The organism is Paraburkholderia phytofirmans PsJN, assembly GCF_000020125.1.
Lineage (GTDB): Bacteria > Pseudomonadota > Gammaproteobacteria > Burkholderiales > Burkholderiaceae > Paraburkholderia > Paraburkholderia phytofirmans.
The window spans coordinates 4,038,553-4,063,911 of record NC_010681.1 but is presented as its reverse complement, the minus strand read 5'-3'; the positions used below and the strand labels follow the sequence as shown (position 1 = coordinate 4,063,911).

Sequence of the window (25,359 nt, the reverse complement as noted above, 5' to 3'; positions counted from 1 at the left end):
AAAAACAATGGCTCGTATCGCAGGGGTTAACATCCCGAATCACCAGCATACCGAAATCGGCCTGACGGCTATTTACGGTGTCGGCCGCACGCGCTCGCGCGACATCTGCGTCGCTGCTGGTGTGGCATTTTCGAAGAAGGTCAAAGACCTGAACGACGCAGACCTCGAAAAGCTGCGTGAAGAAGTCGGCAAGTTCATCGTTGAAGGCGATCTGCGCCGTGAAACGACGATGAACATCAAGCGCCTGATGGATCTCGGCTGCTACCGTGGCGTTCGGCATCGTAAGGGCTTGCCCCTGCGCGGCCAACGTACGCGTACGAATGCCCGTACGCGCAAGGGTCCGCGTCGTGCAGCGCAATCGCTGAAGAAGTAAGCGGAACTGACAGTTACAGGAAAACGTAATGGCTAAGGCTTCGAACAACTCCGCGGCGCAACGCGTTCGCAAGAAGGTCAAGAAGAACGTCGCCGAGGGCGTGGTTCACGTTCACGCGTCGTTCAACAACACCATCATCACGATCACCGATCGTCAAGGCAATGCGCTTGCCTGGGCAACGTCGGGTGGTCAGGGCTTCAAGGGTTCGCGTAAATCGACCCCGTTTGCAGCCCAGGTGGCAGCCGAATCGGCTGGCCGCGTGGCGATGGAATACGGCGTGAAGAACCTCGAAGTGCGGATCAAGGGCCCTGGTCCTGGCCGTGAGTCGGCGGTGCGCGCGTTGCATGGTCTTGGCATCAAGATCACCGCGATCTCCGACGTGACGCCGGTCCCGCACAACGGCTGCCGTCCGCCGAAGCGTCGTCGTATCTAAGACGCCGATTTTGCTAGCGCCTGTTGCCGCCTTGGGCGGCGGCAGGCTGCTTGCGTTATTGAATTGACTAAGCCCACCGTTCGGCCCAAAGGGTTCGGACTAGCGCGGGTGCATGCATCCGCGTGATCAATCAACAAAGGAATCAACGTGGCACGTTATATCGGCCCTAAGGCCAAGCTGTCCCGCCGTGAAGGCACTGACCTCTTCCTGAAGAGCGCCCGTCGTTCGCTCGCTGACAAGTGCAAGCTTGACAGCAAGCCCGGCCAACACGGCCGCACCTCGGGCGCTCGTACGTCCGACTACGGCACGCAGCTGCGCGAAAAGCAAAAAGTGAAGCGCATCTACGGTGTCCTCGAGCGTCAATTCCGTCGTTACTTCGCTGAAGCCGACCGCCTGAAGGGCAACACGGGTGAAAACCTGCTGCAATTGCTCGAATCGCGTCTGGACAACGTCGTGTACCGCATGGGCTTCGGCTCCACGCGCGCTGAAGCACGTCAGCTCGTGAGCCACAAGGCGATCGTCGTGAACGGCGTCGTGTCGAACATCCCGTCGATGCAAGTGAAGGCTGGCGACGTCGTCGCGGTGCGCGAAACGAAGAAGAAGCAGGCGCGTATTCTCGAAGCGCTGTCGCTGGCTGAGCAAGGTGGTATGCCGAGCTGGGTCGCTGTCGATTCGAAGAAGTTCGAAGGTACGTTCAAGCAGAAGCCGGAACGCAGCGACATCGCTGGCGATATCAACGAAAGCCTGATCGTCGAATTGTATTCGCGGTAATCGGATTAACGGCCGGGGCACCTCGATTGCGCTATGCAAGGAGGCGTCTCGGCTGTTTATTTTCAGGTTGTTACCGGTCAGCCTTATCGGTGTAACGAGCCGAGGGTATTGAAAAGGAAAACCTATGCAAACCAGTTTGTTGAAGCCCAAGATCATCGCTGTTGAATCGCTTGGTGAGAGCCATGCGAAAGTGGTCATGGAACCGTTTGAACGCGGTTACGGCCACACCTTGGGTAACGCGCTCCGGCGCGTGCTGCTGTCGTCGATGATCGGCTATGCGCCGACCGAGGTGACGATCGCAGGCGTCGTGCATGAGTATTCGACGCTCGACGGTGTGCAAGAGGATGTGGTCAACCTGTTGTTGAACCTGAAGGGCGTGGTGTTCAAGCTGCACAACCGTGACGAAGTGACGGTTACGCTGCGCAAGGAAGGCGAAGGCGTTGTCACCGCTGGCGACATTGAACTCGCGCATGATTGTGAAGTGATCAACCCGGATCACGTGATTGCGCATCTGTCGAAGGGCGGCAAGCTCGACGTGCAGATCAAGGTCGAAAAGGGCCGCGGCTACGTGCCGGGCAATGTGCGTCGTTATGGCGAAGAGTCGGCCAAGATCATCGGCCGTATCGTGCTGGACGCGTCGTTCTCGCCGGTTCGCCGCGTGAGCTACGCCGTTGAAAGCGCTCGCGTCGAACAGCGTACCGACCTCGACAAGCTCGTGATGAACATCGAAACCAACGGTGTGATTTCGCCGGAAGAAGCGATCCGCCAGTCGGCGCGCATTCTGGTCGATCAACTGTCGGTCTTCGCTGCACTGGAAGGCACCGAAGCAACGGCTGAAGCGCCGTCGCGTGCGCCGCAGATCGATCCGATCCTGCTGCGTCCGGTCGATGATCTCGAACTGACGGTTCGTTCCGCGAACTGCCTGAAGGCCGAGAACATCTACTACATCGGCGACCTGATCCAGCGCACGGAAAACGAGTTGCTGAAGACGCCGAATCTGGGCCGCAAGTCGCTGAACGAAATCAAGGAAGTACTGGCGTCGCGTGGTTTGACGCTCGGCATGAAACTCGAAAACTGGCCGCCGGCAGGGTTGGACAAGTAAGTCGACAAGTAAGTCGACAAGTAATCTCGGGACACAACCCGCCGCTGCACTGGCAAAGACGCGGATTTTCCTTTAAAATCCGCGTCTTGTCTTTTTTCACTACCGGCCCGTGCACTCACACCTTCGGGTGAATTGAATGCGATAGAAGAGCTGGACCAAAACTTTAAATCGAAGGAATTAACATGCGTCACCGTCATGGTTTGCGGAAACTGAACCGCACGAGCAGCCACCGTCTGGCAATGCTCCGTAATATGTCCAACTCGCTGATCGAGCACGAAGTCATCAAGACCACGCTGCCGAAAGCAAAAGAACTCCGTAAAGTTGTCGAGCCGCTGATCACGCTCGGCAAGAAGCCTTCGCTGGCAAATCGTCGTCTGGCGTTCAATCGCCTGCGCGATCGTGACTCGGTCACGAAGCTGTTCGAAGTGCTGGGCCCGCGTTACGCTACCCGTCCGGGCGGCTACCTGCGCGTCCTGAAGTTCGGCTTCCGCGTTGGCGACAACGCGCCGATGGCACTGGTCGAATTGCTCGACCGTCCGGAAGTTGAAGAAGTCGAAGTGCAAGAAGCTGAGTAAGCTTCCGAGCATCTGAAAAAGCCAGGCGCCAAGCCTGGCTTTTTTGTTTGTAGCGTCGGGCGTTGGCCGCGGCCATCCGCCGCATGGTTGCCGCGGAGCGGTCAGCGAGCAGACAAGGCTAGGTGATACGATATCGGCACCTGAATCGTGCCGTGCCGGAGCCATCTGTGAGCGTGAATGTGACCTTGATTCTGACGACGGTGCCGGATGCGGCCGTGGCTCAGAAGCTTGCGGCGGATGCTCTGGCCGTGCGGCTATGCGCCTGTGTCACGCAATTGGGCTCCGTGCAGTCCAGCTATCACTGGCAGGGAGCGGTTGAAACCGCGCAGGAAATCCAGTTGCTGTTCAAGACCAGCGCGGCACGCGCGCTCGAACTCGAGCAGTACATTCAGGCTCATCATCCCTACGACACGCCGGAAATTCTCTCATGGCAAGCGACGGCGTCCGCCGCGTACGGCCAGTGGATCACTGCTGAAACTCGACGTCCTCTCCATGTTTAAAGGCCTCGACCGGCGCGCGCGCAATGCGCTGCGCACCGTATTCTTCCTGTTCGGTTGCCTGATCTTCGCGCAGTTCGGCACGCTCGCCCGCGCGGCGGACGATTTTCTGGATCCCGCGGTCGCGTTCAAATTCAGCGCGTCGGAGAAGCCCGGCGAAGTCGACGTGACCTACAAGATCGCGGACGGTTACTACATGTACCGCGAGCGCTTTGCGTTCGCGACGCGCAACGGCACGACCACGATCGGCGAGCCGCAATTGCCGGCTGGCCACATCAAGTTCGATCAGACTTTTAACAAGAACGTCGAGACTTATCGCAATGAACTGACGATCCGGATTCCCGTTAAACAGGCAGCCGGGCCGTTCGATCTGGCGGTGACGTCGCAAGGCTGTGCCGATGCGGGCATCTGCTATCCGCCGATGGAGCGCGTGTATCACGTGAGCGGCGCAGCACTTCAGGCGGCCGGCAGCGTGGCAACTCCGGTAGCCGACGTCGCACAGCCTTCCGCCGCCGCGGCGGGCACCTCGTGGTACGACCGCGCCACCAGCGCCGACTACGCGCAGTCGCTGCTGCAAGGCGGTGGTTTCTTCGCGATCGTTGGGCTCTTTTTTGTCGCCGGCGCCGTGCTCAGTCTGCTCCCCTGTTCGTATCCGATGATTCCGATTCTCTCGGCGATCATCATCGGAGAAGGTGCGCGCGTGACGCGTGCCCGCGGATTTGCGCTGTCGCTGGCCTATGTTGTCGGCATGGCGCTCGTATACACGGCGCTCGGTATCGCCGCTGCGTTGGTCGGGCAGAGTCTCGGCGCGTGGCTACAGAATCCGTGGGTGCTCGGCGCATTCGGCGTACTTTTGACCATTTTCGCGCTGACCCTGATTGCGGGCTTCGATATCGCGCTGCCGCAACGTTGGCAGGACGGCGTTTCGCGCGCGTCCTCTGGGCGCTCGGGTGGAAAGTTTGCGGCGGTTGCCGTCATGGGCGCGCTGTCCGCGCTGGTGGTCGGTGCATGCATGACCGCGCCGCTCTTTGCGGTGCTGGCGTTCATCGCGCATACGGGCGACGCCGTGCTAGGCGGTGCGGCGCTGTTCTCGATGGGGCTGGGTCTGGGCGTGCCGCTGCTGATCCTCGGCTTTGGTGCGGGCACGCTGTTGCCGCGCGCTGGCGCATGGATGGACGGCGTCAAGGTGTTCTTCGGCGTCGTGCTGCTTGCGGCCGCGTTATGGATCGTTTGGCCGGTGCTTGGCGCGACGGCGACGATGCTTTTGAGCGCGCTCTGGTTGCTGGTCGCCTCGGCCTCTCTCGGCTTATTTTCGGCACCGACCGCGGAGGCTTCCGTGTGGCGCAGGCTTGGCCGAGGCATTGGCGCTGCCTTCGCTATCTGGGCTGCAGTGCTGCTGGTCGGGTTGGCGGCAGGCTCCTCCGATCCGCTGCGTCCGCTTGCCGTGCTGGCGGCGCGTGGCGGGGAAGCGGGTGTCGCGAGCGCGTCGAATAAGCCGGACAGCGCGCCGCAGGGCGATCTGACGTTCGCTCCAGTTCGCTCATCGAATGAACTCGACCAGGCCGTCAAATCGGCTGCACAGCCCGCCATGCTCGATTTTTACGCGGACTGGTGCGTGAGCTGCAAGGAAATGGAGAAATTCACCTTCAGTGACCCGCGTGTTCAGGCGAAATTGACGCAGATGAACCTGTTGCGCGCCGATGTGACCGCGAACAACACCGCCGATCAAGCGCTGCTCAAGCGCTTCAGCCTGTTCGGGCCGCCCGGGATTATCTTTTTCGATCAGCGTGGCAAGGAAGTGCTGCGCGTCGTGGGATATGAGTCGGCGGATAAATTCTTGCGCAGTCTGGATCGGGCGAGTGCGCCCGGCGCGTAACGGGTAGCAGTCGGTCTATCGCGGCGTCGGTGGCGCCCGCGACGATCGACGGCCAATCAACCATCGCGATGTCGATCAGTAACCTCAGGGAACCGATGCATGGTCAGGCGGCACTTCCATGCAACTGGGAGTCGCGCGCGAAGCGCAGCGCCCGCAGCTGAATGTCGAGCGCAAGCCGATCATGACCGAAACAGACCAACCGCGAACGCTTGAACAAAAAAACGGAGGCACGACACACAAGTCGTCCTCCGTTCATTACAACACCCGAGTTGCCCCGCAAGGCGGCTCGTCGAGTCACTTCTGCGAACGCAAGATCCGCGCGGCATCCAATGCGAAATAGGTCAGCACCCCGTCGGCACCCGCCCGCTTGAACGCCAGCAGCGATTCCATCATCGCCTTGTCGTGATCGAGCCAGCCGTTCTGCGCGGCCGCTTTCAGCATCGCGTACTCGCCGCTCACCTGATACACATACGTCGGAAACTGGAACTCGTCCTTCACGCGACGCACGATGTCCAGATACGGCATGCCCGGCTTGACCATCACCATGTCCGCGCCTTCGTTGATGTCCGCTTGCACTTCGCGCAGCGCCTCATTCGAATTGGCCGGATCCATCTGATAGGTCATCTTGTTGCTTTTGCCGAGGTTCGTCGCGGAGCCGACGGCGTCGCGGAACGGGCCGTAGAAGGCCGACGCGAACTTGGCCGCATAAGCCATGATCCGTGTGTGGACATGGCCTTCACTCTCGAACATTTCGCGGATCGCGCCGATGCGGCCGTCCATCATGTCCGAAGGCGCGACGATATCGACGCCCGCTTCAGCCTGCGCACGCGCCTGTTCGACCAGAATCTCGACGGTCTCGTCGTTGATCACGTAGCCGGCTTCGTCGAGCACGCCGTCCTGGCCGTGGCTCGTGTACGGGTCGAGCGCCACATCGGTGAGCACGCCCAGCTCGGGGAAATTCTTCTTCAGTTCGCGAACCGCGCGCGGAATCAAACCGGCGGGGTTGGTCGCTTCGCGACCATCGGGAGTTTTCAGCGATGGTTCGATCGCCGGAAACAGCGACAGCACGGGCACGCCCAGTTCGACACACTGTTCAGCCACGCCCATCAGCAGATCGACCGACACGCGTTCGACGCCCGGCATGGACGGAACGGCTTGCCGCACGTTGCTGCCTTCGACGATAAAGACCGGATAAATCAGATCGTTGGTGGTGAGGATGTTTTCCCGCATCAGACGGCGCGAGAAGTCGTCGCGGCGCATGCGGCGCGGACGGTGGTGCGGATAGAAGCTCATAACGGATCGAGGAAACGTGGATGTGTGGAGGGGACAAATAACGCCTGCCTGCGCTCCCGGAAACTTTTCGAGACAATGGTATATCATACCGATCGAGCAAGGCGCCTTGCGCTGACCTCCCCGCTTCTCCTCCCTGAGCGGGTGCCTGTCGTTTTTTTCGATTAGGCTGTTTGACCCGCCGTTAAAGCGGCGGGTTTTTTTATGGGCGGCCGGAATAGCGTTTTTTGCCCTCGCCGGCGACGCTCGCCTCGCTTACTGAGCGGCGTCCGTTTCGCCTTTGTCACTGGGGATCAGCCAGCTTTCAATCAGCTCGTGTGCTTCGTCGATGCCGACGCGTTTGAGCGCGGAGAACAGCTGGGCGGTCAGTTCGCCCTGATAGCCGGCGGTGCGGTACTCAGCCAGACCTTTCTGCGTCGCACGCAATGCGTTGACGCTTTCCTGGCGGGTCAATTTGTCGCACTTGGTCAGCAGCGTGTGGATCGGCTTGCCGGTCGGCGCGAACCACTCGATCATGCGGCGATCCAGATCCGTCAACGGGCGGCGCGAGTCCATCATCAGGATCATGCCGCGCAGCTGCGAGCGCGTTTGCAGATAGGTGGACAGCAGCGCTTCCCAGTGCGCCTTGGCGGCGCCCGGCACTTCCGCGTAGCCGTAACCGGGCAGATCGACCAGATGCGCGGTCGGCTCATCCGCCTTACCCACCGAAAAGTAATTGATATGCTGCGTGCGTCCCGGCGTCTTGCTGGCGAAGGCCAAGCGCTTCTGATTGCACAGAATATTGATGGCCGTCGACTTGCCCGCGTTCGAGCGCCCCGCAAAGCAGATCTCGGGTTGCGAAGTCGCCGGCAGATCACGCAAGTGATTGACCGTCGTGAAAAAGCGGGATTGGTGGAGCAGGAAGGACATGATCAGGCCGAGATTCGAGACGCCGGGGAACCCGGAGTGGGGACGGGTCAAGCCCGACTGGCGTCTTAGCGATTAGCGAGTTATTGTACAATACGATGGTTTACTGAAAACCTGAGGGGGCCAGCCCACGTGCCTTGGCGGCTCCTGGCGGTCACTCGGTCGCCGTCGTGTTTTGCAAAACCTTCAAGAAAACGCCGGACCTGGCGCGCAGCGGCAGGTCCAGGAGCTCTCTAAAAATCCCACAAGACGAGACAGGGTGTGCGAATGAATCGACTGAGCAAGACTCTGATGGTGCTTCATGTAGCGGCAGGTCTTTCAGGTTTGGCAATTCAGGCACGAGCAGCAGAACCGGCAAAGCCGGACGTCAATCGGGGGCAGGCAATCGCGGTGCAGGTATGCGCGTCATGTCACGGGGCAGACGGCAATAGCGCTGGCGGCGCATACCCGAAGCTGGCGGGCCAGCACCCTGAGTATCTCGTCAAGCAGCTCAAGGACTTCAAGACCCAGCCGGGCGCCAAGCAGCCAGCGCGCAACAATGCGATCATGGCGGGCATGGCGGCAGCGTTGTCTGATCAGGACATGGTCAACGTTGCGGCGTATTTTGCGGCGCAGACCCCGAAGCCAGGCTACGCGCACAACAAAGACACCGTTCCGCTCGGCCAGAAGATTTATCGCGGCGGGATCGCCGACAAGGGCGTGCCGGCGTGCGCGAGCTGTCACGGGCCGACCGGTCAAGGGATTCCGTCGCAGTATCCGCGGCTCTCGGGGCAGTGGTCGGAATACACGGTGGCGCAGTTGCTGGCGTTCACGCAAGGTCCGGGCGCGCGTAACAACAACGAGCCGATGCATGCGATCGCAACGCGTCTGTCGGATAGTGAGATCAAGGCAGTAGCCGATTACATCGCGGGCTTGCACTAGGATCGAGTGCCTCCAAACTTGGCGCTTTGCGCCAAGTCTTCCCGCGGGGGCGTGAGAAAATCTGGGGCGGCCCGGCGTTTTCTCACAAGTCGGCACGCAAGTGCAACCGGCCCGGCGAGGTCGGTACAAAACAAGAAAAGGGTGAGGGTGTCGTGCCTACGACAGCCCTTCACCCTTTTTTGCTGTTCAGTCGGAGTATGAATGAGCGTCACCACGTCGGGTTTGCAGTCGAAGTCGAGCAATCGGGTCATGCGCAGCGTCCTCGAAGTCTTGAGTTCGATGCGGTTTGCCATTTCGTTGCTCGTGATTCTGTCGATCGCCAGCATCATCGGTACCGTCCTCACGCAGGACGATCCGTATCCCAATTACGTCAATCAGTTCGGCCCGTTCTGGGCGGACATCTTCCGCTCGCTGAGCCTGTACACCGTGTACAGCTCGTGGTGGTTCATGCTGATTCTCGGCTTCCTGATGGTGTCGGTGTCGCTGTGCGTGATACGCAATGCGCCCAAAATGATCGCCGACGTAAAGAGCTGGAAGGACAAGGTTCGCGAAGGGAGCCTGCGCGCGTTCCATCACAAGGGCGAATTCGCGGTGCACGGCTCCCGCGCGCAGACCGCGGCGTTGCTCGCGAGGCTCTCCGCGAAGCTCGGCTACAAGTTCGTCACCCGTGAGTCCGACGGCGCGACCTTGATCGCCGCCAAGCGCGGCGCGTTGACCAAGTTCGGCTACATCTCTGCTCACCTCGCGATCGTGGTGATCTGCCTCGGCGGTCTGCTCGACAGCAATCTGCCGATCAAGCTGCAAATGTGGCTGTTCGACAAGTCGCCGATCCGCGCCAACACGGTGATCAACGACATCACGCCGGATCATCGCCTGTCGCAGACGAACCCGACGTTCCGCGGCTATGCATGGGTGCCGGAAGGTCAGCACGTGTCCACGGCGATTCTCAACCAGCCCGACGGCTCGCTGATCCAGGATCTGCCGTTTTCGATCGAACTGAACAAGTTCATCGTCGATTACTACTCGACGGGCATGCCGAAGCTGTTTGCGAGCGATATCGTCGTGGTCGACCACAAGACGGGCGCGCGCGTGCCCGCACGCGTCGAAGTGAACAAGCCGTTCACATACGACGGCGTGTCGATCTATCAGTCGAGCTTCCAGGACGGCGGCTCGCAGATGCAGATGACCGCCTACCCGATGAGCGGCGCAAGCGCGAAAACCGCGCCGTTCGGCGGGACGATCGGCGGCAACGCGCCGTTGAGCACGGCCACGCCGCTCGCCGACGGCCAGACGGTCGAATTCACGGATTTCCGCGCGATCAACGTCGAAAACATCCAGAACGGCAGCGGCCAGACCGATGCCCGCGGCGTCGCGGCGCACCGTACGCTCAAAGAAGCGTTCGACGAGCGCCTCGGCTCCGGCGCGAAGACCTCGAAGCCGCTCGATCTGCACAACGTCGGCCCGTCGGTGCAATACAAGGTGCGCGACAAAGACGGCCAGGCGCGCGAGTACAACAACTACATGCTGCCGGTCGACGTGTCGGGCGAAAAGATGTTCCTCGCCGGCATGCGCGTGAACCCGGACGATCCGTTTCGCTACCTGCGCATTCCCGCCGACACTGGCGGCACCGTCAAGGAATGGATGAACCTGCGCGCCGCGCTGGAAGATCCGGCCATGCGCGCTTCGGCGGCGCACAGTTTCGCGCTGCGCTCGGTGCCTGGCTCGAATGCCGAACTGCAACAGCATCTGGAAGAAAGCGCGCTGCGCGTGCTGACCCTTTTTGCAGGCGCGGACAACAGCATCAAGATGCCGAACGGCCAGACGGTCGGCGGCTTCCAGGCGATCGCCGGTTTTATCGACCATTCGGTGCCGAAGGGCGAGCAGGAAAAGGCCGCCGGTCTGCTGCTGCGCATGCTGGAAGGCTCGACATGGGACCTGTATCAACTGTCCCGCCAGCAGCTCGGCGAGCCCCAGGCGACGGCCAATGCGGACGCCAGCCGTTTCATCCAAAGCTCGATCAACGCGATATCCGACAGCTTTTTGTATGGATCGCCGGTCTACTTGCAACTCGACTCATTCAAGCAGGTGCAAGCTTCGGTATTTCAGTTGACGCGCGCGCCGGGCAAAAAAGTCGTGTATCTTGGCAGCCTGCTCCTCGTGTTGGGCATCTTTTCGATGTTCTACGTCCGCGAACGGCGCCTCTGGTTCTGGCTCAAAGACACCGAGCACGGCACGAATGTCGTGATGGCAATGTCGAGCGCGCGCAAGACGCTCGACTTCGAGAAAGAGTTCGTTCAGACGCGCGACGCGGTAGGCGCCGCACTGGGCGCCAAACTCGTTGACGCACCCGACGCCTCCGCTCAATCCGGCAACGCCAGCGCGCCGTCCGCAAGCTCACAAGATTCGACCCGGTAAGATCATGGACTTGACTCAGGTTTCCCAATCTCCCTCTTCGCGGCCCCAAAAGGCGCTGGCAGGCGAGTCGCTCAACATCGGCGAGTACGACGAACGGCCGTTCCTGAAACGGCTCGGCATCGTCGACTGGCTGTTTGCACTCGCGATGGTCGCGGGCGCGGGTTTCGCGCTGTCGCGCTATCACCCGTTCATGAATTACTACGACAAGCTGGTGCTCTGCTGCGCCGTGCCGGTTTTCGTGGTGCTCGGCTGGCGCTGGAAACCGGTGCGTCCGCTGATGGTGGGCATCGCGGCGCTGTCGCTGCTGGCCATTCAGATTTATCACGGCGACCTCAGCCGCGCGGATAACGCTTTCTTCCTCAAATATTTCCTGTCGAGCCAGTCCGCGATTCTGTGGATGAGCGCGCTCTTCGTGTTCGCCACGGTGTTCTACTGGATCGGCCTGCTGTCGCGCTCGCCGACCGGCGCCGCGATCGGCTCGAAAATGACGTGGGCGGCCGTGGTGATGGGCTTTGTCGGCCTGATGGTGCGCTGGTACGAGTCGTACCTGATCGGCGCGGATGTCGGCCATATTCCTATTTCGAACCTGTACGAAGTGTTCGTGCTGTTCAGCCTGATCACCGCGCTGTTCTATCTGTACTACGAGCAGCACTACAACACCCGCGCGCTCGGCGCGTTCGTGCTGCTGGTGATCAGCGCCGCAGTCGGCTTCCTGATGTGGTATTCGGTGGCGCGCGACGCGCAGCAGATCCAGCCGCTGGTTCCCGCGCTGCAAAGCTGGTGGATGAAGATTCACGTGCCGGCGAACTTCATCGGGTACGGCAGCTTCGCGCTGTCGGCCATGGTGGGTGTCGCGTATCTGGCGAAAGAGCGCGGCGTACTGGCCGATCGCCTGCCGGCGCTCGAAGTGCTCGACGACGTGATGTACAAGTCGATCGCCGTCGGTTTCGCGTTTTTCACGATCGCCACGATTCTCGGCGCGCTGTGGGCCGCTGAAGCGTGGGGCGGCTACTGGAGTTGGGACCCGAAGGAAACGTGGGCGCTGATCGTCTGGCTGAACTATGCCGCCTGGCTGCACATGCGTCTGATGAAGGGCCTGCGCGGCGCGGTCGCGGCATGGTGGGCGCTGACCGGCCTGCTGGTGACGACTTTCGCCTTCCTCGGCGTCAACATGTTCCTGTCGGGCCTGCATAGCTACGGCAAGCTGTAATATCTGCCGCGCTGAACCGACTTAAAGCCGCCGTGTGCTTCGCACCGGCGGCTTTTTTATGGCCGATGGAATATCCACTGCATCCAAAGTGTTCGCCCTCACAGTACCTTTAGACGGCTGGACGGACGAGCGATCATCAACATGGCCCCTTGAGATGCATTGACCGATGGGCCGGCAAGGAGCAGCACGATGTGGATCAAACGTAGCGACAGAATTCTACTCAGCGGCGACGACATTGCGCGCAGCGAAATCACGCCGCAACATGTTTTTCAGAACCGGCGGCGCGTGTTGCAGGCGGCCGGCGCGGCGGCGCTCGGCAGTCTGATCGGGGTGAATGGCGAGGCGCTGGCGGCTTACACGTCGCCGGATCCGAAGGCGCAGAAGCTGGCGGCGAAGACCAACGCCAAGTTCGTCGCGCTCGACAAAATCACGCCTTACAAGGACATCACCACGTACAACAACTTCTACGAGTTCGGCACCGACAAAGCCGATCCCGCGCATAACGCCGGGACGCTGCGGCCGCATCCGTGGAAGGTGAGCGTCGAGGGTGAGATCAAGAATCCCAAGGTCTACGATATCGACGAATTGCTCAAGCTCGCGCCGCTCGAAGAGCGCGTGTACAGAATGCGCTGCGTCGAAGGCTGGTCGATGGTGATTCCGTGGATCGGCGTGCCGCTCGCGGAATTGATCAAGCGCGTGCAACCGACGGGCAACGCAAAGTACGTACAGTTCATCACGCTGGCCGATCCGTCGCAAATGCCCGGACTGTCGACGCCCGTACTCGATTGGCCATACTCCGAAGGGCTGCGCATGGACGAAGCGATGAATCCGCTGACGTTGCTGACGATGGGCCTCTACGGCCAGGTGTTGCCTAATCAGAACGGCGCGCCGGTGCGCGTCGTGGTGCCGTGGAAATACGGCTTCAAGAGCGCGAAGTCGCTGGTGAAGATCCGCTTCCTCGACAAGCAGCCGCCGACCAGTTGGAATACGTATGCATCGAACGAATACGGGTTTTACTCGAACGTGAATCCGAACGTCGATCATCCGCGCTGGAGTCAGGCGACGGAGCGTCGCATCGGCGAAGATGGTTTCTTCACGCCCAAGCGCAAGACGTTGATGTTCAACGGCTACGGCGAACAGGTCGCATCGCTCTATCAGGGCATGGACCTGAAGAAGAATTTCTGAGCGGCGTGAACATGGCTTCCTCTGAGACGCAATCCGCTACGCAGACCGAGCGCAAAGCGCAGCGCGCGCAGTCGTCCGCGACAACGACGACGGCAAGGCGGCCCGCATCCGGCGCGCGCTGGATCGTGCCGGCCAAGATCGCGGTATTCATCGCCGCGTGGTATCCGCTCGCGCGTATCGTGCTTTTCGGCGTGACTGACCGGCTGGGCGCAAATCCGATCGAGTTCATCACGCGCTCGACCGGTCTCTGGACGCTCGTCTTCCTCTGCATCACGCTTGCTGTGACGCCATTGCGCAGACTCACCGGCGTTGCCGCGCTCGTGCGTTTTCGCCGCATGCTCGGGCTCTATGCGTTCTTCTACGCGACGCTGCATTTCACCACTTATCTCTGGTTCGACAAGTGGTTCGATGTCGCCGCGATCATCAAGGACATCGGCAAGCGGCCGTTCATCACGGTGGGCTTCGCGGCGTTCGTGTTGCTGATCGCATTGGCCGTAACGTCGCCGCGCGCGATGGTGCGCAAACTGGGGCGCCGCTGGCAGATGCTGCATCGGTCCATTTATGCGATCGGCGCGCTCGCGATCCTGCACTTCTGGTGGATGAAGGCCGGCAAACACGATCTGATCCTGCCGAAGATTTACGGCGCGATCATGGTGGCGTTGCTTGGTTGGCGGTTGATCGTGTGGCTGCGTGACAGGAAGATGCGCTGACGGACCTCGGTCCGCCTCGCGTCGTAAACAGAAAAAGGCGATGCCACAGCGGCATCGCCTTTTTGCTGTTGGCTCAACTACTGAAGGTTATGCCGGCAGAATGGTTTCGCCCGCAAACAGCTGCTTCACCTCTTCGCGTGCGCGCACCACGTGCACCTGTGTACCATCCACCATCACCTCAGCCGCGCGCGGACGTGTGTTGTAGTTCGAGCTCATCACGAAGCCATACGCGCCGGCCGAACGAATCGCGAGCAGATCGCCCGGTTCAACAGACAGCAGACGCTCACGTCCAAGCCAGTCGCCACTTTCGCAAACCGGACCGACCACGTCGTACACGTGAGCCGGTACGTCGCGCTTCACGACCGGATCGATCGCGTGATACGCCTCGTACATGGCCGGGCGGGCGAGATCGGTCATGGCTGCGTCGACGATAGCAAAATTCTTTTCCGCGCCCGGCTTGAGAAACTCGACGCGTGTGAGCAGCATGCCGGCGTTGCCGACCAGCGAACGGCCCGGCTCGAAATACACTTCACGGTGGCCGTGACCGCGCGCTTCGATGCGATCGAGCACGGTGCGCACGAACTCGCCGATTTCCGGCGGCGTTTCATCGTCGTACGTGATGCCGAGACCGCCGCCCACGTCGATGTGACGAATCTTCACGCCGTCCTGCTCGATCTGCTCGACCAGTTCCAGAACCTTGTCGACGGCGTCGAGATACGGCGCGACTTCTGTGATCTGCGAGCCGATATGGCAGTCGATGCCGACCACCTCGAGATTCGCCATAGCCGCGGCCGCCTGATACGTGGCGCGCGCGTCTTCGAACGCGACGCCGAACTTGTTCGACTTCAAGCCCGTGGAAATATACGGATGCGTCTTCGCGTCAACGTCCGGATTCACGCGCAGCGAGACGGGCGCCTTCTTGCCCATTGCCGCGGCAACCGCATTCAGGCGGTCCAGCTCGGGAATCGATTCGACGTTGAAGCATTTCACGCCGGCCGCGAGTGCGTCGCGCATTTCGTCCGCGTGCTTGCCGACGCCGGAAAACACGGTGTTTTCCGCTCTGCCGCCAGCGGCCAGCACGCGCGCCAGTTCACCGCCCGACACGATGTCGAAGCCGGCGCCGAGGCGCGCGAACACGTTCAACACCGCGAGATTGCTATTGGCCTTCACGGCCACATGAACGCTCGCGCGACGGCCGGCGCAAGCGCCTGCGTAAGCGTTCCACGCCTCGGTCAGCGCGGCGCGCGAGTACACGTACAGCGGCGTGCCGAACTGCTCGGCGAGGGAGACGGCGGACACGCCTTCGGCGTGCAGCACGCCATCGACGTAGTCAAATGCGGATCGAATCATGCGAAAGTCTTATTGAACAGGTGTGGCGGCAGAAGCAGGCAGCGGAGCCGCCGTGGCGGATGCAGCGGAGGCGGGCGGCGCGGCGAGTTCGTTTTCCGGCGCCAACGAAAGCGGCGTGCCGGAGGTATCCGGGACGGTGCTCATGTCGGTGGATGTAGTCGACGCGGGTTGTGCGACGCCAGGCGTTTGCGTGCGATCGGTCGGCTTGGCCGGTAGCGGCGGCACGGTGGGCAAATAGAGCGAACCGCGTTGTCCGCAGCCGGCAAGTGCACAACCTGCGAGAATGGCTAAAACCGCTACAATCGCGCGGCCGGGCGCCGCCGCGCGCATCCGAGATACGACTCGCATGACTGTCCCTGAATAAATAATCGATGGAGTTTAGCATGTCCGATAGTGAATACCTGACCCGCGCGGAAGCCGCGCTAGCCGCCATCGAACGCGCGCTCGACGACACGGATGCCGACATCGAACTGGAGCGCAGCGGCAACGTCCTGACCCTCGAATTCGAGAACCGCACGAAGATTATCGTCAACCTTCAGCCGCCCATGAGCGAGATCTGGATCGCCGCGAAAGCGGGCGGTTTCCACTTCCGTTTCGTCGATGGCGAATGGCGTGATACGCGCAGCGGCACCGAGTTTTTCGCTGCCTTGTCGGAGTACGCAACGCAGCAGGCCGGCGAGCCGGTTCACTTCAAAGCGTAAGATCCGCCGATCGGGCGAGCGCCGCCAAAGCGGCCGAATCGATTCGCCCTGATCGCACAAAGCAAATGGCCGCGCATTTAGCGCGGCCATTTGCTTTTCTGCTGGACTGTGTAAGCGCGGGCGTCAGTGTCCGCGGAACAGATTCATGATGTCCTGCTTCTCCTGCTCGCCGACCTGCTCAGGCGCGGCGGCCGACGCAGCGCTCGACTGCGCATCCAGTGTCGCCTGACTGACGCCGACCGTGGCAACGAAACCATTCCCCGGCGTGAAGTCGTCGAAATAAAGCTCCGAGCCGATTTCCGTGACGTCGTCGGGCTTCGGCATCTTGTACTCCGGCACACCCTTCAGCGCGCGACCCATGTATTCGACCCACACCGGCAACGCGAGGCCGCCACCGGTTTCCTTGTCGCCGAGACTGCGCGGGTTGTCGTAGCCGATCCACGCAATCGCAGTGAGGGTGTGCTGATAACCGGCGAACCACGCGTCGCGCGAATCGTTGGTCGTGCCCGTTTTGCCGGCGAGATCGGTGCGCTTCAAGACGTTGGTCTTGGCGCCCGTGCCGCGTTGCGCGACGCTTTGCAGCAGGCTGTTCATCACGTACGCATTGCGCGGCTCGATCGCGTGCGGCGCGCTCTGCGCGGCGACCAGCGGTTGCGCATGGGCGACCACCATGCCGCGCTGATCCGTGACTTCGGCGATCAGATACGGATTGATCCGATAGCCGCCGTTGGCGAACACCGAGAACGCACCCGCCATCTGCAACGGCGTGACGAGACCGGCGCCCAGCGCCATCGGCAGATAAGCCGGGTGACGATCCGCGTCGAAGCCGAAACGCGTGATGTACTGCTGCGCGTACTTCGTGCCGATCTGGTTCAGGATACGAATCGACACCAGGTTCTTCGAGCGCTGTAACGCGGTGCGCATGGTCATCGGGCCGTCGAAGCCGCCGCCGTAGTTCTTCGGTTCCCACGCCTGGCCGCCCGTTTCAGCGGCACTGAAAAAGAGCGGCGCGTCATTGATGATGGTCGCCGGTCCGAGTCCTTTTTCGAGCGACGCCGAATAGATAAACGGTTTGAAACTCGACCCCGGCTGACGCCACGCCTGCGTGACGTGATTGAACTTGTTCTTGTTGAAGTCGAAACCGCCGACCAGCGCGCGGATCGCGCCATCTTGCGGGATCACCGAAACGAACGCGCCCTCCACTTGCGGCAATTGCGTGATCGACCAGTTGCCATCGTCGTTCTTGACGAGCCGGATGATCGCGCCGGGCCGCACGCGTTGATTCGGCTGCGCGCGCGGACCGAGCGCGAACTGCGCGAAGCGCAGGCCGTCGCCCTGGATCGTCGCGACATTGCCGTCGATGAAAGCAGCCTGCACCTGCTTCGGACTCGCCGCGGTGACCACGGCGGCAATGATCTCGCCGTTGTCCGGGTGTTCGAGCAGCGCGTCGTCGATGGCCTGCTCGCGGTCGTCGGCGTCTGACGGCAGATCGATGAACGCCTCCGGACCGCGATAGCCGTGACGCCGTTCGTAGTCCATCAGACCTTTGCGCAGCGCGCGGTATGCGACGTCCTGATCGGCAGAATCGATCGTGGTCACCACGTTCAGGCCGCGCGTATAGGCTTCCTCACGATACTGCGCGTACATCATCTGACGCACCATTTCCGCGACGTACTCCGCGTGCACGCTGAATTCCTTGCCCGCGCCCTTGACCACGAGCGGCTGCTTGCTCGCTTCGTCGTATTGTTCCTGCGTGATGTAGTGCAACTCGTACATGCGCTGCAGGATGTACTCCTGACGCACCTTCGCACGCTTCGGATTGACGACCGGGTTATACGCTGACGGCGCCTTCGGCAAGCCGGCCAGCATGGCCGATTCCGCCAACGTCAGTTCCTTCAGGTCCTTGCCGAAATATACGCGCGCCGCGCTCGCAAACCCGTAGGCGCGCTGACCGAGATAGATCTGATTCATGTACACCTCGAGAATCTGATCCTTGGACAGCTTCGACTCGATCTTGTACGCGAGCAGCATCTCGTAGATCTTGCGCGTGTAGGTCTTTTCACTCGAGAGGAAGAAGTTGCGCGCCACCTGCATGGTGATCGTGCTTGCGCCCTGCGTGGCGTGGCCGTTGGTCAGCGCGACGAAGCCCGCGCGCGCAATGCCCGTGAGGTCGACGCCGCCGTGATCGTAGAAGCGCGCGTCTTCGATGGCGAGGATCGCCTTCTTCAGACTATCGGGCACATCCTGAATATGGACGATGTCGCGCCGTTCCTCGCCGAATTCGCCGATCAGCACATGGTCGGCCGTATAGATGCGCAGCGGCACCTTCGGCCGGTAGTCGGTCAACGCATCGAGCGACGGCAGGTTGGGCGTGGCGACGACGAGCGCATAGCCGAGCACCAGCAGCACGCACAGAATGCCTGCGACGATCAGACCCACGAAGCCCAGGATGAGCTTCAGCCACAACGGGCGTTTGCGCTTTTTAGGCGCGGGCGGCGGGGACGTAGAAGACGTGGATTGCATGTAGGCACCAAAAAAGCAGTCCCGCGATTATAGCCGCCTCGCTTTTCAGCTTTCGGCATGCTTACTGACACTTCTTGACAAGTCTGCGCGCCGCACGGGAATGACTTCACTGTAGTCGCTTTGATGGCGTACAGGTCGTGCGTTGCTCAACGTTAGCCGTTTGGCTGAGTGTCGCGCGGCGGCGCGGCTACGCACAATTCTTCCTCATCACTTGCGTTCGAATGGTTCGTCGCGTGAGTCAGAGGGAGGGCGTCATGGCGTTGAGAAGATCTTGGCTTCAGGCAGTGCAACCGGGTGCGCAGCGTTTTGCTGCGGGGATCGATGTTGGCTCGCAGACCGTGCGTCTGGTCGTGCTGAGTCAGCGCGCGCGCTCGCGAGGCGCGCTGCATATCGAATACGCGAGCACGGTCCCGCTTGTCGCCGGTGCGATGGCCGGCAGCGAAATCGCCGACCGCCACGCGGTGGCGCGTGCGTTGCGCGACGCGTTCGCCGATCTGCCGCATGCATGCGCGACGCAGGCCTTGCGGTGCGCGATGGCGCTGCCCGCATCGGCCACCATGACCACCACTGTGCCGCTCACGCGGCTTGCCGCGCAGAGCGGCTGTTCGGAAGACGGCGGGCATCAACTGGCTGAACTGGAGCCGGCGGTGATGAGCGAAGTCGAGCGCATCGCGGGCCTCGAGCGGCATGCGCTCGCTGTCGACTGGTATCTCGACGAAGCGTATGCGCCGGTCCGCTCCGTGACCATCGCCGCCACCGCGCGGCAACATCTCGAAGCGCGAATCGAATGCGCGGCGATTGCCGGCATCTCGCTCACGGCCATCGACGGCGAGCCGCATGCGGCGTTGCGCGCCATGCGCTACGCGGCGAGTTACGAGCTCGATCCGCACGAGCCCTATGTCGCGTTGTGGATCGGCACGGACGGCGTGTATGGCTGGCGCATCGTGGACGACATCGTCGCCCGCGAAATGCGCTACCCGGCGCCGGAACACACCGACCTCGCCGATGCGTTGCGGGATCTGGCGCACGGCCCGGAACTCGATTGCGCGTTGGTGAGCGGCGAGGTGGATCTGCTCGGCGGCGTGGGTTTCTCGACTGCGGATATCGCGGACGTATTGGGCTGCTCGGTGCTGCCGTTCCAATGCGCGACGCTCGGCGGCTTCGCTCGACCCCTGGACGATTCGCTGTTGCTCGAACCGTCAGGCGCGGTCGCATTCGGACTTGCGTTGCGCGGGGTGCTCGAATGACGGGCGGCCTGTTGCATGCCACGGCCTCGAACACGCGAGCGCCGGAACGCGGCGCGTGCTTCGCGCGATCCAGGCTCGGCGGTTTCAATCTGCTGCCTTATCGCCAACGCGACGCGAGGCTCGCGCGCCGGCGGCGCGTGCTCGAATGGATAGCGGCGGTCTGCGCCGGTTTGGCCGCCATCTTCGTGTTGGGCGCGTGGCAGGCAATCGAGAGCGCGCGGTTCGAGGCACAGCGCGTGGCGGTCGAACACACGTTCACGCAGCTATCGGCGCCGCTCGCCGAGCACAGCACGTTGCTGCGCGCGCGAGACGAACAGCGGCAGAACGGCGCCCGCGCGAAAAGCCTGTCGGAACCGCTCGTACACCTACGCGATCTGCTCGACGCGTTGAGTTTCGAACCGGGCGACGGCGTAGTGCTGCAGCAGTTGCGTCAGCGCGAAGACGAGACCGAGTTGCTGGCGACGTCGCGTGGGCATCTCGCTTCGGCCGAGTGGCTCAAGCGCTTGAGTGCGATCCGTGGCGTGAAGGGGGCGGAAGTGAGCGACCTGCATCGTTCGGTCCCGCGCAGCGGCGCGGTTGCACAGGCGAGCCTTGGCGGTCCGATCGAATTCGGCGCGCATCTGCGTTGGAACGAGCCGGCGCAAAAAGCGGCTCGCCTGGCTGGGTCCGCCACGCAGCGTCCTGTGAAGTCTGAACAATCAAGAGGTGCGAAATGAGTACGATCTTTGTCGAGTTCGGCGGCGCGGCAAACGCGCGGCTTTTTCTTTCCCATTGGATGAAGCGCGTGCGCGTGCCGCTCGGTGCATGGAGCCGGCGCCGCCGCTGGCTGGTCGCGTTGATGATTGCCGTCGTGGTGTTCGGTTTGAGCGCGCATGGCTGGGTGGTGGCCGATCTCGGTGGCGTCGAAGCGAGCCGTGCGGCGTTGGAGGCCAGTCGCTTGCGTCTTGCGAACGCGCGGCTTGCGCTTGCGCAACTGCCTGCGCTGCGCCGCGAAGCTGCGGCCATGCCGGTCGCTGCTTCGACTGCGCGTCCATTAGGGCCGTGGAGTTCCGCCGACGACGTCCGCGTCGTCTCCGAACTGGCTGCGCAAAATAACGTCGCGTTGCTGGCGGTGGAACCCGGCGCAGTGAGCGGCGCGGGCGTCGAGAGTATGCGTCCGCTGCAACTGACGGCGCGCACGGACTTCGTTCACCTGATGGCATTTCTGCGCGGACTGTCCGATCTGCCGGTGCTGATCGTACCCGTCGATGTGACCGTCAAGCGGGATGTCGCGGCGTTGTCGGTGAGCGCCACGCTGCGCGTGTTCGACGCGCTGCGGCCGGCATCGTTGGCAAACTCTGTGGAGGCACTCGATGACGACAGCGTCGATTCGGACGACGACGAAGAGGTTGTCTTCTTCGATCCGTTTTCGCAGCCGCAGATGCAGGCCGCCGGCGATTCGCCCGATGGCTCGCCACTGCGTCTGGTCGGATTGCTGAGCGATCGCACGCGTGGATTGGCGGTGCTCGATACGCCGGACGGCGTGACGAGCGTCAAACCCGGGGAGCGGATCGGCGCCGAGCGCGTCACGAAGCTGGACGCGTCTGGCATTACGCTCGCAAGGGATGGCGCGACACGCACGCTGGCGCTGACGGAGGCTTCCTGATGAGACTGGCGAAGCTATTTTCTATTGCCGTGTCGAGTGCCGATACACGTGTGTCGCCTCGTCTGATAGTCGGTCTCAGCCTGTGTTTTGGCGCGGCGCTGGGCGCCGGCGTCACGCGGGCGTCGACTCCACCGTTGCCGCCGTTGCCCGCCTACATGCCGTTCGACGACGCGGTATCGCCACGCGATGCTTCGTACAACGGCACACCGCCGCTGCCGCGCGACGTTTCCGCGGAGGAGGTGCCCAATCCGTTTCGTCAGGATTCCGCAGACGATCGCGACGCGTCGCGTATGAGCAGCGCGACAGCGGCGAATACTCGCACGGACGAACCTGCCGCCGATGATGCCGAGGGCTTGCTGCAGTTACAGTCGCAGTCGCGAAGGCAATCCATCACTCCAACTCGCGAGGACCCCGACGCCGATTTCGACGGCTCCGTGCCGCTGCGAAGACAGTTCGCTGCGTCGGCTCGCGCCGATGCGACCGGCACCGCCGCGCTCGAAGGTCCGCCGGTGCCGCTGCCGCCGCTCGCGCGCCTGAGCAACGCGCCACGCAGCGCCGCCGACGCGGTCCTCGCCCCCGACGACAAACCGATCTCGCTGAATTTCCAGCGTGCCGAACTCGGCGCCGTCCTCAGTGCGTTCGCCCGATTCACCGGGCTGAACATCGTTGCGAGCGAGAGAGTGCGCGGCGCCGTCTCGTTGCGGCTCGACAAGGTGCCATGGCGCACCGCGTTCGACACCCTTCTGGACGTCAACGGGCTCGCGATGGAGCGCCACGGCAACGTGATCTGGGTCGCGCCGATCGCGGATCTGGCCGCGCGCGAACGGCAGCGCTTCGAAGCGCACGCCCGGGCCGCCGATCTCGAACCGCTCGCGAGCCGCACTTTCGAACTGCACTACGCGCACGCCGAAGACGTCAGGCGTCTGCTGACCGGTTCGGGCGCCCAGCGCGTGTTGTCCAAGCGTGGTGCCGCGACTGCCGATCCGCGCACCAATCTGCTGTTCGTGACCGATCTCGAAGGGCGCCTCGCGCAGATAGCCGCGCTGCTAGCTTCCGTCGACCGGCCCACGCGCCAGGTGTTGATCGAAGCGCGTATCGTCGAGGGCGAACATGGGTTTTCGCGCAATCTCGGCGTGAAGCTCTCCATGGCGGCCACCAACGCCGACGGCACCGCGAAAGGCTTGACCGACGCCGGCTATGATCTGTCGGCGCGCCCGATTTCCGGCTTCGATGTCGCGACTGCCGGCCTGACCTTGTTCGCCGCCGGCGCGACGCGGCTGCTGAACATCGAGCTGAGCGCGCTGGAAGCGCAGGGGCGCGGCGAAATTGTCTCGAGTCCGCGCGTGGTCACCGCCGACCGGATGAAAGCGGTCGTCGAGCAGGGCACCGAGCTGCCGTATCAGGCGAAAGTGGGGCAAGGCGTGTCGGGCGTGCAGTTTCGCCGCGCCACGCTCAAACTGGAGGTCGAGCCGCAAATCATGCCGGACGGCCGGGTGGTGCTTGACCTCGACGTCGCCAAGGACAGCGTCGGCGAACAGACCGACGCCGGGCCCGCGATCAACACCAAGCACGTGCAAACGCGCGTCGAGGTCGAGGATGGTGGTACGGTGTCGATCGGCGGAATTTATGCGACCGACGACCGGGACGATGTGACGCGGGTTCCGGTCCTGGGCAAAATACCGGTTCTGGGTGCGCTTTTCCGCCATCGGGCTCATCGCGACCAGCGCAGCGAACTGGCTGTTTTCATTACGCCGCGCGTCGTTCAGACAAATTAGGGGCACGCTGCCGCCGCCTTTTTAAGAGCGCGCCGGACCGCCTCAGCTTTTCCGCTCCGCCAGTCGCCCTATTAACGGGCTTGGCGCGAAGCGACAGGGCTGAGGGCGCACTCAGGCGGGGCGCAGGCTCGACAAGGCAGCCGCTTTGCCAGTAAGCTGCGGCACGAACCAAACCGGATTAGCCAGAGGACACCGTTGCAAGCGCGGGACGCACACGCCAATGTATTTTTCGTAGGGCTCATGGGGGCAGGGAAAACCACCGTGGGCCGGGCCATTGCGCGCCGTCTCGATCGCCCGTTCTTCGATTCCGACCATGAAATCGAGGCGCGCACGGGCGCGCGCATCCCGGTGATCTTCGAGCTGGAGGGCGAAGCGGGATTTCGCGAGCGCGAAGCCAGCGTGATTTCCGACCTGACCGGACGTGACAGTATCGTCCTCGCCACCGGCGGCGGCGCGATACTGCGGCCGGAAAACCGCGAAGCGCTGCAAAATCGCGGAGTGGTGATCTATTTGCGAGCCAATCCGCACGACCTGTGGCTGCGCACCCGGCGCGACAAGAATCGTCCGCTGTTGCAGACCGAAGACCCCAAAGCGCGTCTCGAAGCACTCTACGAAGTGCGCGATCCGTTATACCGGGAATGCGCGCATTTCGTGATCGAAACCGGCCGACCTTCGGTCAACGGACTCGTCAACATGGTTCTGATGCAGCTCGAGATGGCCGGCGTCGCCAAACATCCTGCGTCATAATGGACCGTATGAATACCGTCAACGTCGAACTGGGCGAGCGCGCCTACCCTATCCATATCGGAACCGATCTGATCGGCCAGACCGCGCTGTTCGCGCCGCATATCGCCGGTAGTTCGGTCACCATCGTCACCAATTCCACGGTCGATCCGCTGTACGGCGACAAGCTGCGCGCCGCGCTGGCGCCGCTCGGCAAGCAGGTGTCCACGGTCGTCTTGCCGGATGGCGAGGCGTACAAGAATCTCGAAACCCTGAACCTGATTTTCGACGCGCTGCTCGGCGGCCGCGCCGATCGCAAGACCACGTTGATCGCGTTGGGCGGCGGCGTGATCGGCGACATGACGGGTTTTGCGGCCGCCTGCTACATGCGCGGCGTGCCGTTCATTCAGGTGCCGACCACGTTGCTGTCGCAGGTGGATTCGTCGGTGGGTGGCAAGACGGGCATCAATCACCCGCTCGGCAAGAACATGATCGGCGCGTTCTACCAGCCGCAGGCGGTGATCGCCGACATCGGCGCGCTGCGCACGCTGCCGCCGCGTGAACTGGCGGCCGGCATCGCCGAAGTGATCAAGACTGGCGCCATCGCCGACGCGGGTTTCTTTCGCTGGATCGAAACCAATATCGAGGCATTGAACCGCTGCGAACCCGAAGCGCTGGCCGAGGCGGTCAAGCGGTCGTGCGAAATCAAGGCGTCGGTGGTCGCACAGGACGAGCGCGAGGGCGGACTGCGCGCCATCCTCAATTTCGGCCACACCTTCGGCCATGCGATCGAAGCCGGCCTCGGCTACGGCGAGTGGCTGCATGGTGAAGCAGTGGGCTGCGGGATGGTGATGGCGGCGGATCTGTCCGTACGCCTTGGCTATCTCGACGAGGCCGCGCGCAAGCGTCTGGTCGACGTCATCGTCGCCGCGCATTTGCCGACCCGCGCGCCCGCGCTCGGCGACTCGCGTTATGTCGAACTCATGCGGGTCGACAAGAAGGCGGAAGCCGGCGCGATCAAATTCATTCTGCTGAAGCGTTTCGGTGAGACGCTGATCACCCAGGCGCCCGACGCCGAGGTGCACGCCACGCTGGCCGCCGCCGTCTGAGTCTCGCGGGGCATCCAGCAAC

At 62.5% G+C, this 25,359-nt stretch carries 24 protein-coding genes; 19 read left to right on the top strand and 5 right to left on the bottom strand.

Going from position 1 to position 25,359, the window contains the following annotated elements; genetic code table 11:
- Positions 1-7: 7 nt before the first annotated feature.
- From rpsM to dsbD, 7 genes are all read left to right on the top strand, one after another.
- Positions 8-373 carry a 30S ribosomal protein S13 gene (gene rpsM, locus BPHYT_RS18000; protein ID WP_012434566.1) on the top strand — a complete coding sequence of 122 codons (366 nt, stop codon included), beginning with the start codon at positions 8-10 and terminating at the stop codon, positions 371-373.
- A 28-nt stretch (positions 374-401) separates the two neighbouring features.
- On the top strand, positions 402-806 hold the full coding sequence (rpsK, locus tag BPHYT_RS17995) for a 30S ribosomal protein S11 (RefSeq protein WP_006052224.1): 405 nt from the start codon (positions 402-404) through the stop codon (positions 804-806).
- 147 nt (positions 807-953) lie between these two features.
- Positions 954-1,577 (top strand): 30S ribosomal protein S4, encoded by a 624-nt coding sequence (gene rpsD / locus BPHYT_RS17990; RefSeq protein ID WP_012434565.1) that lies wholly within the window; start codon positions 954-956, stop codon positions 1,575-1,577.
- 124 nt (positions 1,578-1,701) lie between these two features.
- Entirely contained in the window at positions 1,702-2,679 is a 978-nt protein-coding gene (locus BPHYT_RS17985) for a DNA-directed RNA polymerase subunit alpha (RefSeq protein ID WP_006052226.1), read from the top strand.
- Positions 2,680-2,861: 182 nt separating this feature from the next.
- Positions 2,862-3,254: a 50S ribosomal protein L17 gene (gene rplQ, locus BPHYT_RS17980; RefSeq protein WP_006052227.1), complete on the top strand. Its 393-nt coding sequence runs from the start codon at positions 2,862-2,864 to the stop codon at positions 3,252-3,254.
- A gap of 167 nt (positions 3,255-3,421) precedes the next feature.
- Entirely contained in the window at positions 3,422-3,754 is a 333-nt protein-coding gene (cutA, locus tag BPHYT_RS17975) for a divalent-cation tolerance protein CutA (RefSeq protein WP_012434564.1), read from the top strand.
- Positions 3,747-5,627, top strand: coding sequence for a protein-disulfide reductase DsbD (gene dsbD / locus BPHYT_RS17970; protein WP_012434563.1), 1,881 nt, complete (start codon positions 3,747-3,749; stop codon positions 5,625-5,627). Before cutA ends, dsbD begins: the two co-directional genes overlap by 8 nt.
- A gap of 294 nt (positions 5,628-5,921) precedes the next feature.
- Here dsbD and hemB read toward each other — a convergent pair whose 3' ends face one another.
- Positions 5,922-6,920: a porphobilinogen synthase gene (hemB, locus tag BPHYT_RS17965; RefSeq protein WP_012434561.1), complete on the bottom strand. Its 999-nt coding sequence runs from the start codon at positions 6,918-6,920 to the stop codon at positions 5,922-5,924.
- A gap of 252 nt (positions 6,921-7,172) precedes the next feature.
- Positions 7,173-7,826, bottom strand: a complete 654-nt coding sequence (gene yihA, locus BPHYT_RS17960; RefSeq protein ID WP_012434560.1) for a ribosome biogenesis GTP-binding protein YihA/YsxC — start codon at positions 7,824-7,826, stop codon at positions 7,173-7,175.
- 264 nt (positions 7,827-8,090) lie between these two features.
- On the opposite strand from yihA, the gene BPHYT_RS17955 reads away from it, so the two are divergent.
- The 5 genes from BPHYT_RS17955 (at position 8,091) to msrQ (ending at position 14,264) form a co-directional block, all read left to right on the top strand.
- Positions 8,091-8,744: a c-type cytochrome gene (locus tag BPHYT_RS17955; protein WP_012434559.1), complete on the top strand. Its 654-nt coding sequence runs from the start codon at positions 8,091-8,093 to the stop codon at positions 8,742-8,744.
- Positions 8,745-8,945: 201 nt separating this feature from the next.
- On the top strand, positions 8,946-11,159 hold the full coding sequence (locus BPHYT_RS17950; protein ID WP_012434558.1) for a cytochrome c biogenesis protein ResB: 2,214 nt from the start codon (positions 8,946-8,948) through the stop codon (positions 11,157-11,159).
- A 4-nt stretch (positions 11,160-11,163) separates the two neighbouring features.
- Positions 11,164-12,369, top strand: a complete 1,206-nt coding sequence (gene ccsB, locus BPHYT_RS17945) for a c-type cytochrome biogenesis protein CcsB (protein ID WP_012434557.1) — start codon at positions 11,164-11,166, stop codon at positions 12,367-12,369.
- A gap of 189 nt (positions 12,370-12,558) precedes the next feature.
- Positions 12,559-13,554: a protein-methionine-sulfoxide reductase catalytic subunit MsrP gene (gene msrP / locus BPHYT_RS17940; protein ID WP_012434556.1), complete on the top strand. Its 996-nt coding sequence runs from the start codon at positions 12,559-12,561 to the stop codon at positions 13,552-13,554.
- An 11-nt stretch (positions 13,555-13,565) separates the two neighbouring features.
- Complete coding sequence (gene msrQ / locus BPHYT_RS17935; RefSeq protein WP_012434555.1) at positions 13,566-14,264, top strand: protein-methionine-sulfoxide reductase heme-binding subunit MsrQ; 699 nt, start codon at positions 13,566-13,568, stop codon at positions 14,262-14,264.
- Between the two features lie 87 nt (positions 14,265-14,351).
- Here msrQ and lysA read toward each other — a convergent pair whose 3' ends face one another.
- Positions 14,352-15,614: a diaminopimelate decarboxylase gene (gene lysA, locus BPHYT_RS17930; protein WP_012434554.1), complete on the bottom strand. Its 1,263-nt coding sequence runs from the start codon at positions 15,612-15,614 to the stop codon at positions 14,352-14,354.
- A gap of 9 nt (positions 15,615-15,623) precedes the next feature.
- Positions 15,624-15,962, bottom strand: a complete 339-nt coding sequence (lptM, locus tag BPHYT_RS37340; RefSeq protein WP_012434553.1) for an LPS translocon maturation chaperone LptM — start codon at positions 15,960-15,962, stop codon at positions 15,624-15,626.
- A gap of 35 nt (positions 15,963-15,997) precedes the next feature.
- Here lptM and cyaY point away from each other — a divergent pair, with 35 nt between their 5' ends.
- Complete coding sequence (gene cyaY, locus BPHYT_RS17920) at positions 15,998-16,315, top strand: iron donor protein CyaY (RefSeq protein ID WP_012434552.1); 318 nt, start codon at positions 15,998-16,000, stop codon at positions 16,313-16,315.
- Positions 16,316-16,438: 123 nt separating this feature from the next.
- On the opposite strand, the gene BPHYT_RS17915 is transcribed toward cyaY, so the two are convergent.
- Positions 16,439-18,838, bottom strand: coding sequence for a penicillin-binding protein 1A (locus tag BPHYT_RS17915; RefSeq protein WP_012434551.1), 2,400 nt, complete (start codon positions 18,836-18,838; stop codon positions 16,439-16,441).
- A 254-nt stretch (positions 18,839-19,092) separates the two neighbouring features.
- Here BPHYT_RS17915 and pilM point away from each other — a divergent pair, with 254 nt between their 5' ends.
- The 6 genes from pilM to aroB all read left to right on the top strand — a co-directional run bounded on the left by pilM (position 19,093) and on the right by aroB (position 25,337).
- On the top strand, positions 19,093-20,085 hold the full coding sequence (gene pilM / locus BPHYT_RS17910) for a type IV pilus biogenesis protein PilM (protein ID WP_012434550.1): 993 nt from the start codon (positions 19,093-19,095) through the stop codon (positions 20,083-20,085).
- Positions 20,082-20,801, top strand: coding sequence for a hypothetical protein (locus BPHYT_RS17905; RefSeq protein WP_012434549.1), 720 nt, complete (start codon positions 20,082-20,084; stop codon positions 20,799-20,801). The genes pilM and BPHYT_RS17905 overlap by 4 nt, the downstream gene beginning before the upstream one ends.
- The gene (locus BPHYT_RS17900) at positions 20,798-21,730 is read left to right on the top strand and encodes a hypothetical protein (RefSeq protein WP_012434548.1); all 933 of its coding nucleotides are present in this window, start codon (positions 20,798-20,800) and stop codon (positions 21,728-21,730) included. Before BPHYT_RS17905 ends, BPHYT_RS17900 begins: the two co-directional genes overlap by 4 nt.
- Entirely contained in the window at positions 21,730-23,505 is a 1,776-nt protein-coding gene (locus BPHYT_RS17895) for a type IV pilus secretin PilQ (protein WP_012434547.1), read from the top strand. The genes BPHYT_RS17900 and BPHYT_RS17895 overlap by 1 nt, the downstream gene beginning before the upstream one ends.
- A gap of 195 nt (positions 23,506-23,700) precedes the next feature.
- On the top strand, positions 23,701-24,252 hold the full coding sequence (locus BPHYT_RS17890) for a shikimate kinase (protein WP_012434546.1): 552 nt from the start codon (positions 23,701-23,703) through the stop codon (positions 24,250-24,252).
- Complete coding sequence (aroB, locus tag BPHYT_RS17885; protein ID WP_012434545.1) at positions 24,252-25,337, top strand: 3-dehydroquinate synthase; 1,086 nt, start codon at positions 24,252-24,254, stop codon at positions 25,335-25,337. The genes BPHYT_RS17890 and aroB overlap by 1 nt, the downstream gene beginning before the upstream one ends.
- Positions 25,338-25,359: the final 22 nt, after the last annotated feature.

Bases quoted from the DNA above. Each gene is read 5' to 3' on its own strand.
- rpsM (WP_012434566.1), top strand. From the start codon at position 8: ATGGCTCGTATCGCAGGGGTTAACATCCCGAATCACCAGCATACCGAA.
- rpsK (WP_006052224.1), top strand. From the start codon at position 402: ATGGCTAAGGCTTCGAACAACTCCGCGGCGCAACGCGTTCGCAAGAAG.
- BPHYT_RS17985 (WP_006052226.1), top strand. From the start codon at position 1,702: ATGCAAACCAGTTTGTTGAAGCCCAAGATCATCGCTGTTGAATCGCTT.
- rplQ (WP_006052227.1), top strand. From the start codon at position 2,862: ATGCGTCACCGTCATGGTTTGCGGAAACTGAACCGCACGAGCAGCCAC.
- dsbD (WP_012434563.1), top strand. From the start codon at position 3,747: ATGTTTAAAGGCCTCGACCGGCGCGCGCGCAATGCGCTGCGCACCGTA.
- hemB (WP_012434561.1), bottom strand. From the start codon at position 6,920: ATGAGCTTCTATCCGCACCACCGTCCGCGCCGCATGCGCCGCGACGAC.
- yihA (WP_012434560.1), bottom strand. From the start codon at position 7,826: ATGTCCTTCCTGCTCCACCAATCCCGCTTTTTCACGACGGTCAATCAC.
- BPHYT_RS17955 (WP_012434559.1), top strand. From the start codon at position 8,091: ATGAATCGACTGAGCAAGACTCTGATGGTGCTTCATGTAGCGGCAGGT.
- BPHYT_RS17950 (WP_012434558.1), top strand. From the start codon at position 8,946: ATGAGCGTCACCACGTCGGGTTTGCAGTCGAAGTCGAGCAATCGGGTC.
- ccsB (WP_012434557.1), top strand. From the start codon at position 11,164: ATGGACTTGACTCAGGTTTCCCAATCTCCCTCTTCGCGGCCCCAAAAG.
- msrP (WP_012434556.1), top strand. From the start codon at position 12,559: ATGTGGATCAAACGTAGCGACAGAATTCTACTCAGCGGCGACGACATT.
- msrQ (WP_012434555.1), top strand. From the start codon at position 13,566: ATGGCTTCCTCTGAGACGCAATCCGCTACGCAGACCGAGCGCAAAGCG.
- lysA (WP_012434554.1), bottom strand. From the start codon at position 15,614: ATGATTCGATCCGCATTTGACTACGTCGATGGCGTGCTGCACGCCGAA.
- lptM (WP_012434553.1), bottom strand. From the start codon at position 15,962: ATGCGAGTCGTATCTCGGATGCGCGCGGCGGCGCCCGGCCGCGCGATT.
- cyaY (WP_012434552.1), top strand. From the start codon at position 15,998: ATGTCCGATAGTGAATACCTGACCCGCGCGGAAGCCGCGCTAGCCGCC.
- BPHYT_RS17915 (WP_012434551.1), bottom strand. From the start codon at position 18,838: ATGCAATCCACGTCTTCTACGTCCCCGCCGCCCGCGCCTAAAAAGCGC.
- pilM (WP_012434550.1), top strand. From the start codon at position 19,093: ATGGCGTTGAGAAGATCTTGGCTTCAGGCAGTGCAACCGGGTGCGCAG.
- BPHYT_RS17905 (WP_012434549.1), top strand. From the start codon at position 20,082: ATGACGGGCGGCCTGTTGCATGCCACGGCCTCGAACACGCGAGCGCCG.
- BPHYT_RS17900 (WP_012434548.1), top strand. From the start codon at position 20,798: ATGAGTACGATCTTTGTCGAGTTCGGCGGCGCGGCAAACGCGCGGCTT.
- BPHYT_RS17895 (WP_012434547.1), top strand. From the start codon at position 21,730: ATGAGACTGGCGAAGCTATTTTCTATTGCCGTGTCGAGTGCCGATACA.
- aroB (WP_012434545.1), top strand. From the start codon at position 24,252: ATGGACCGTATGAATACCGTCAACGTCGAACTGGGCGAGCGCGCCTAC.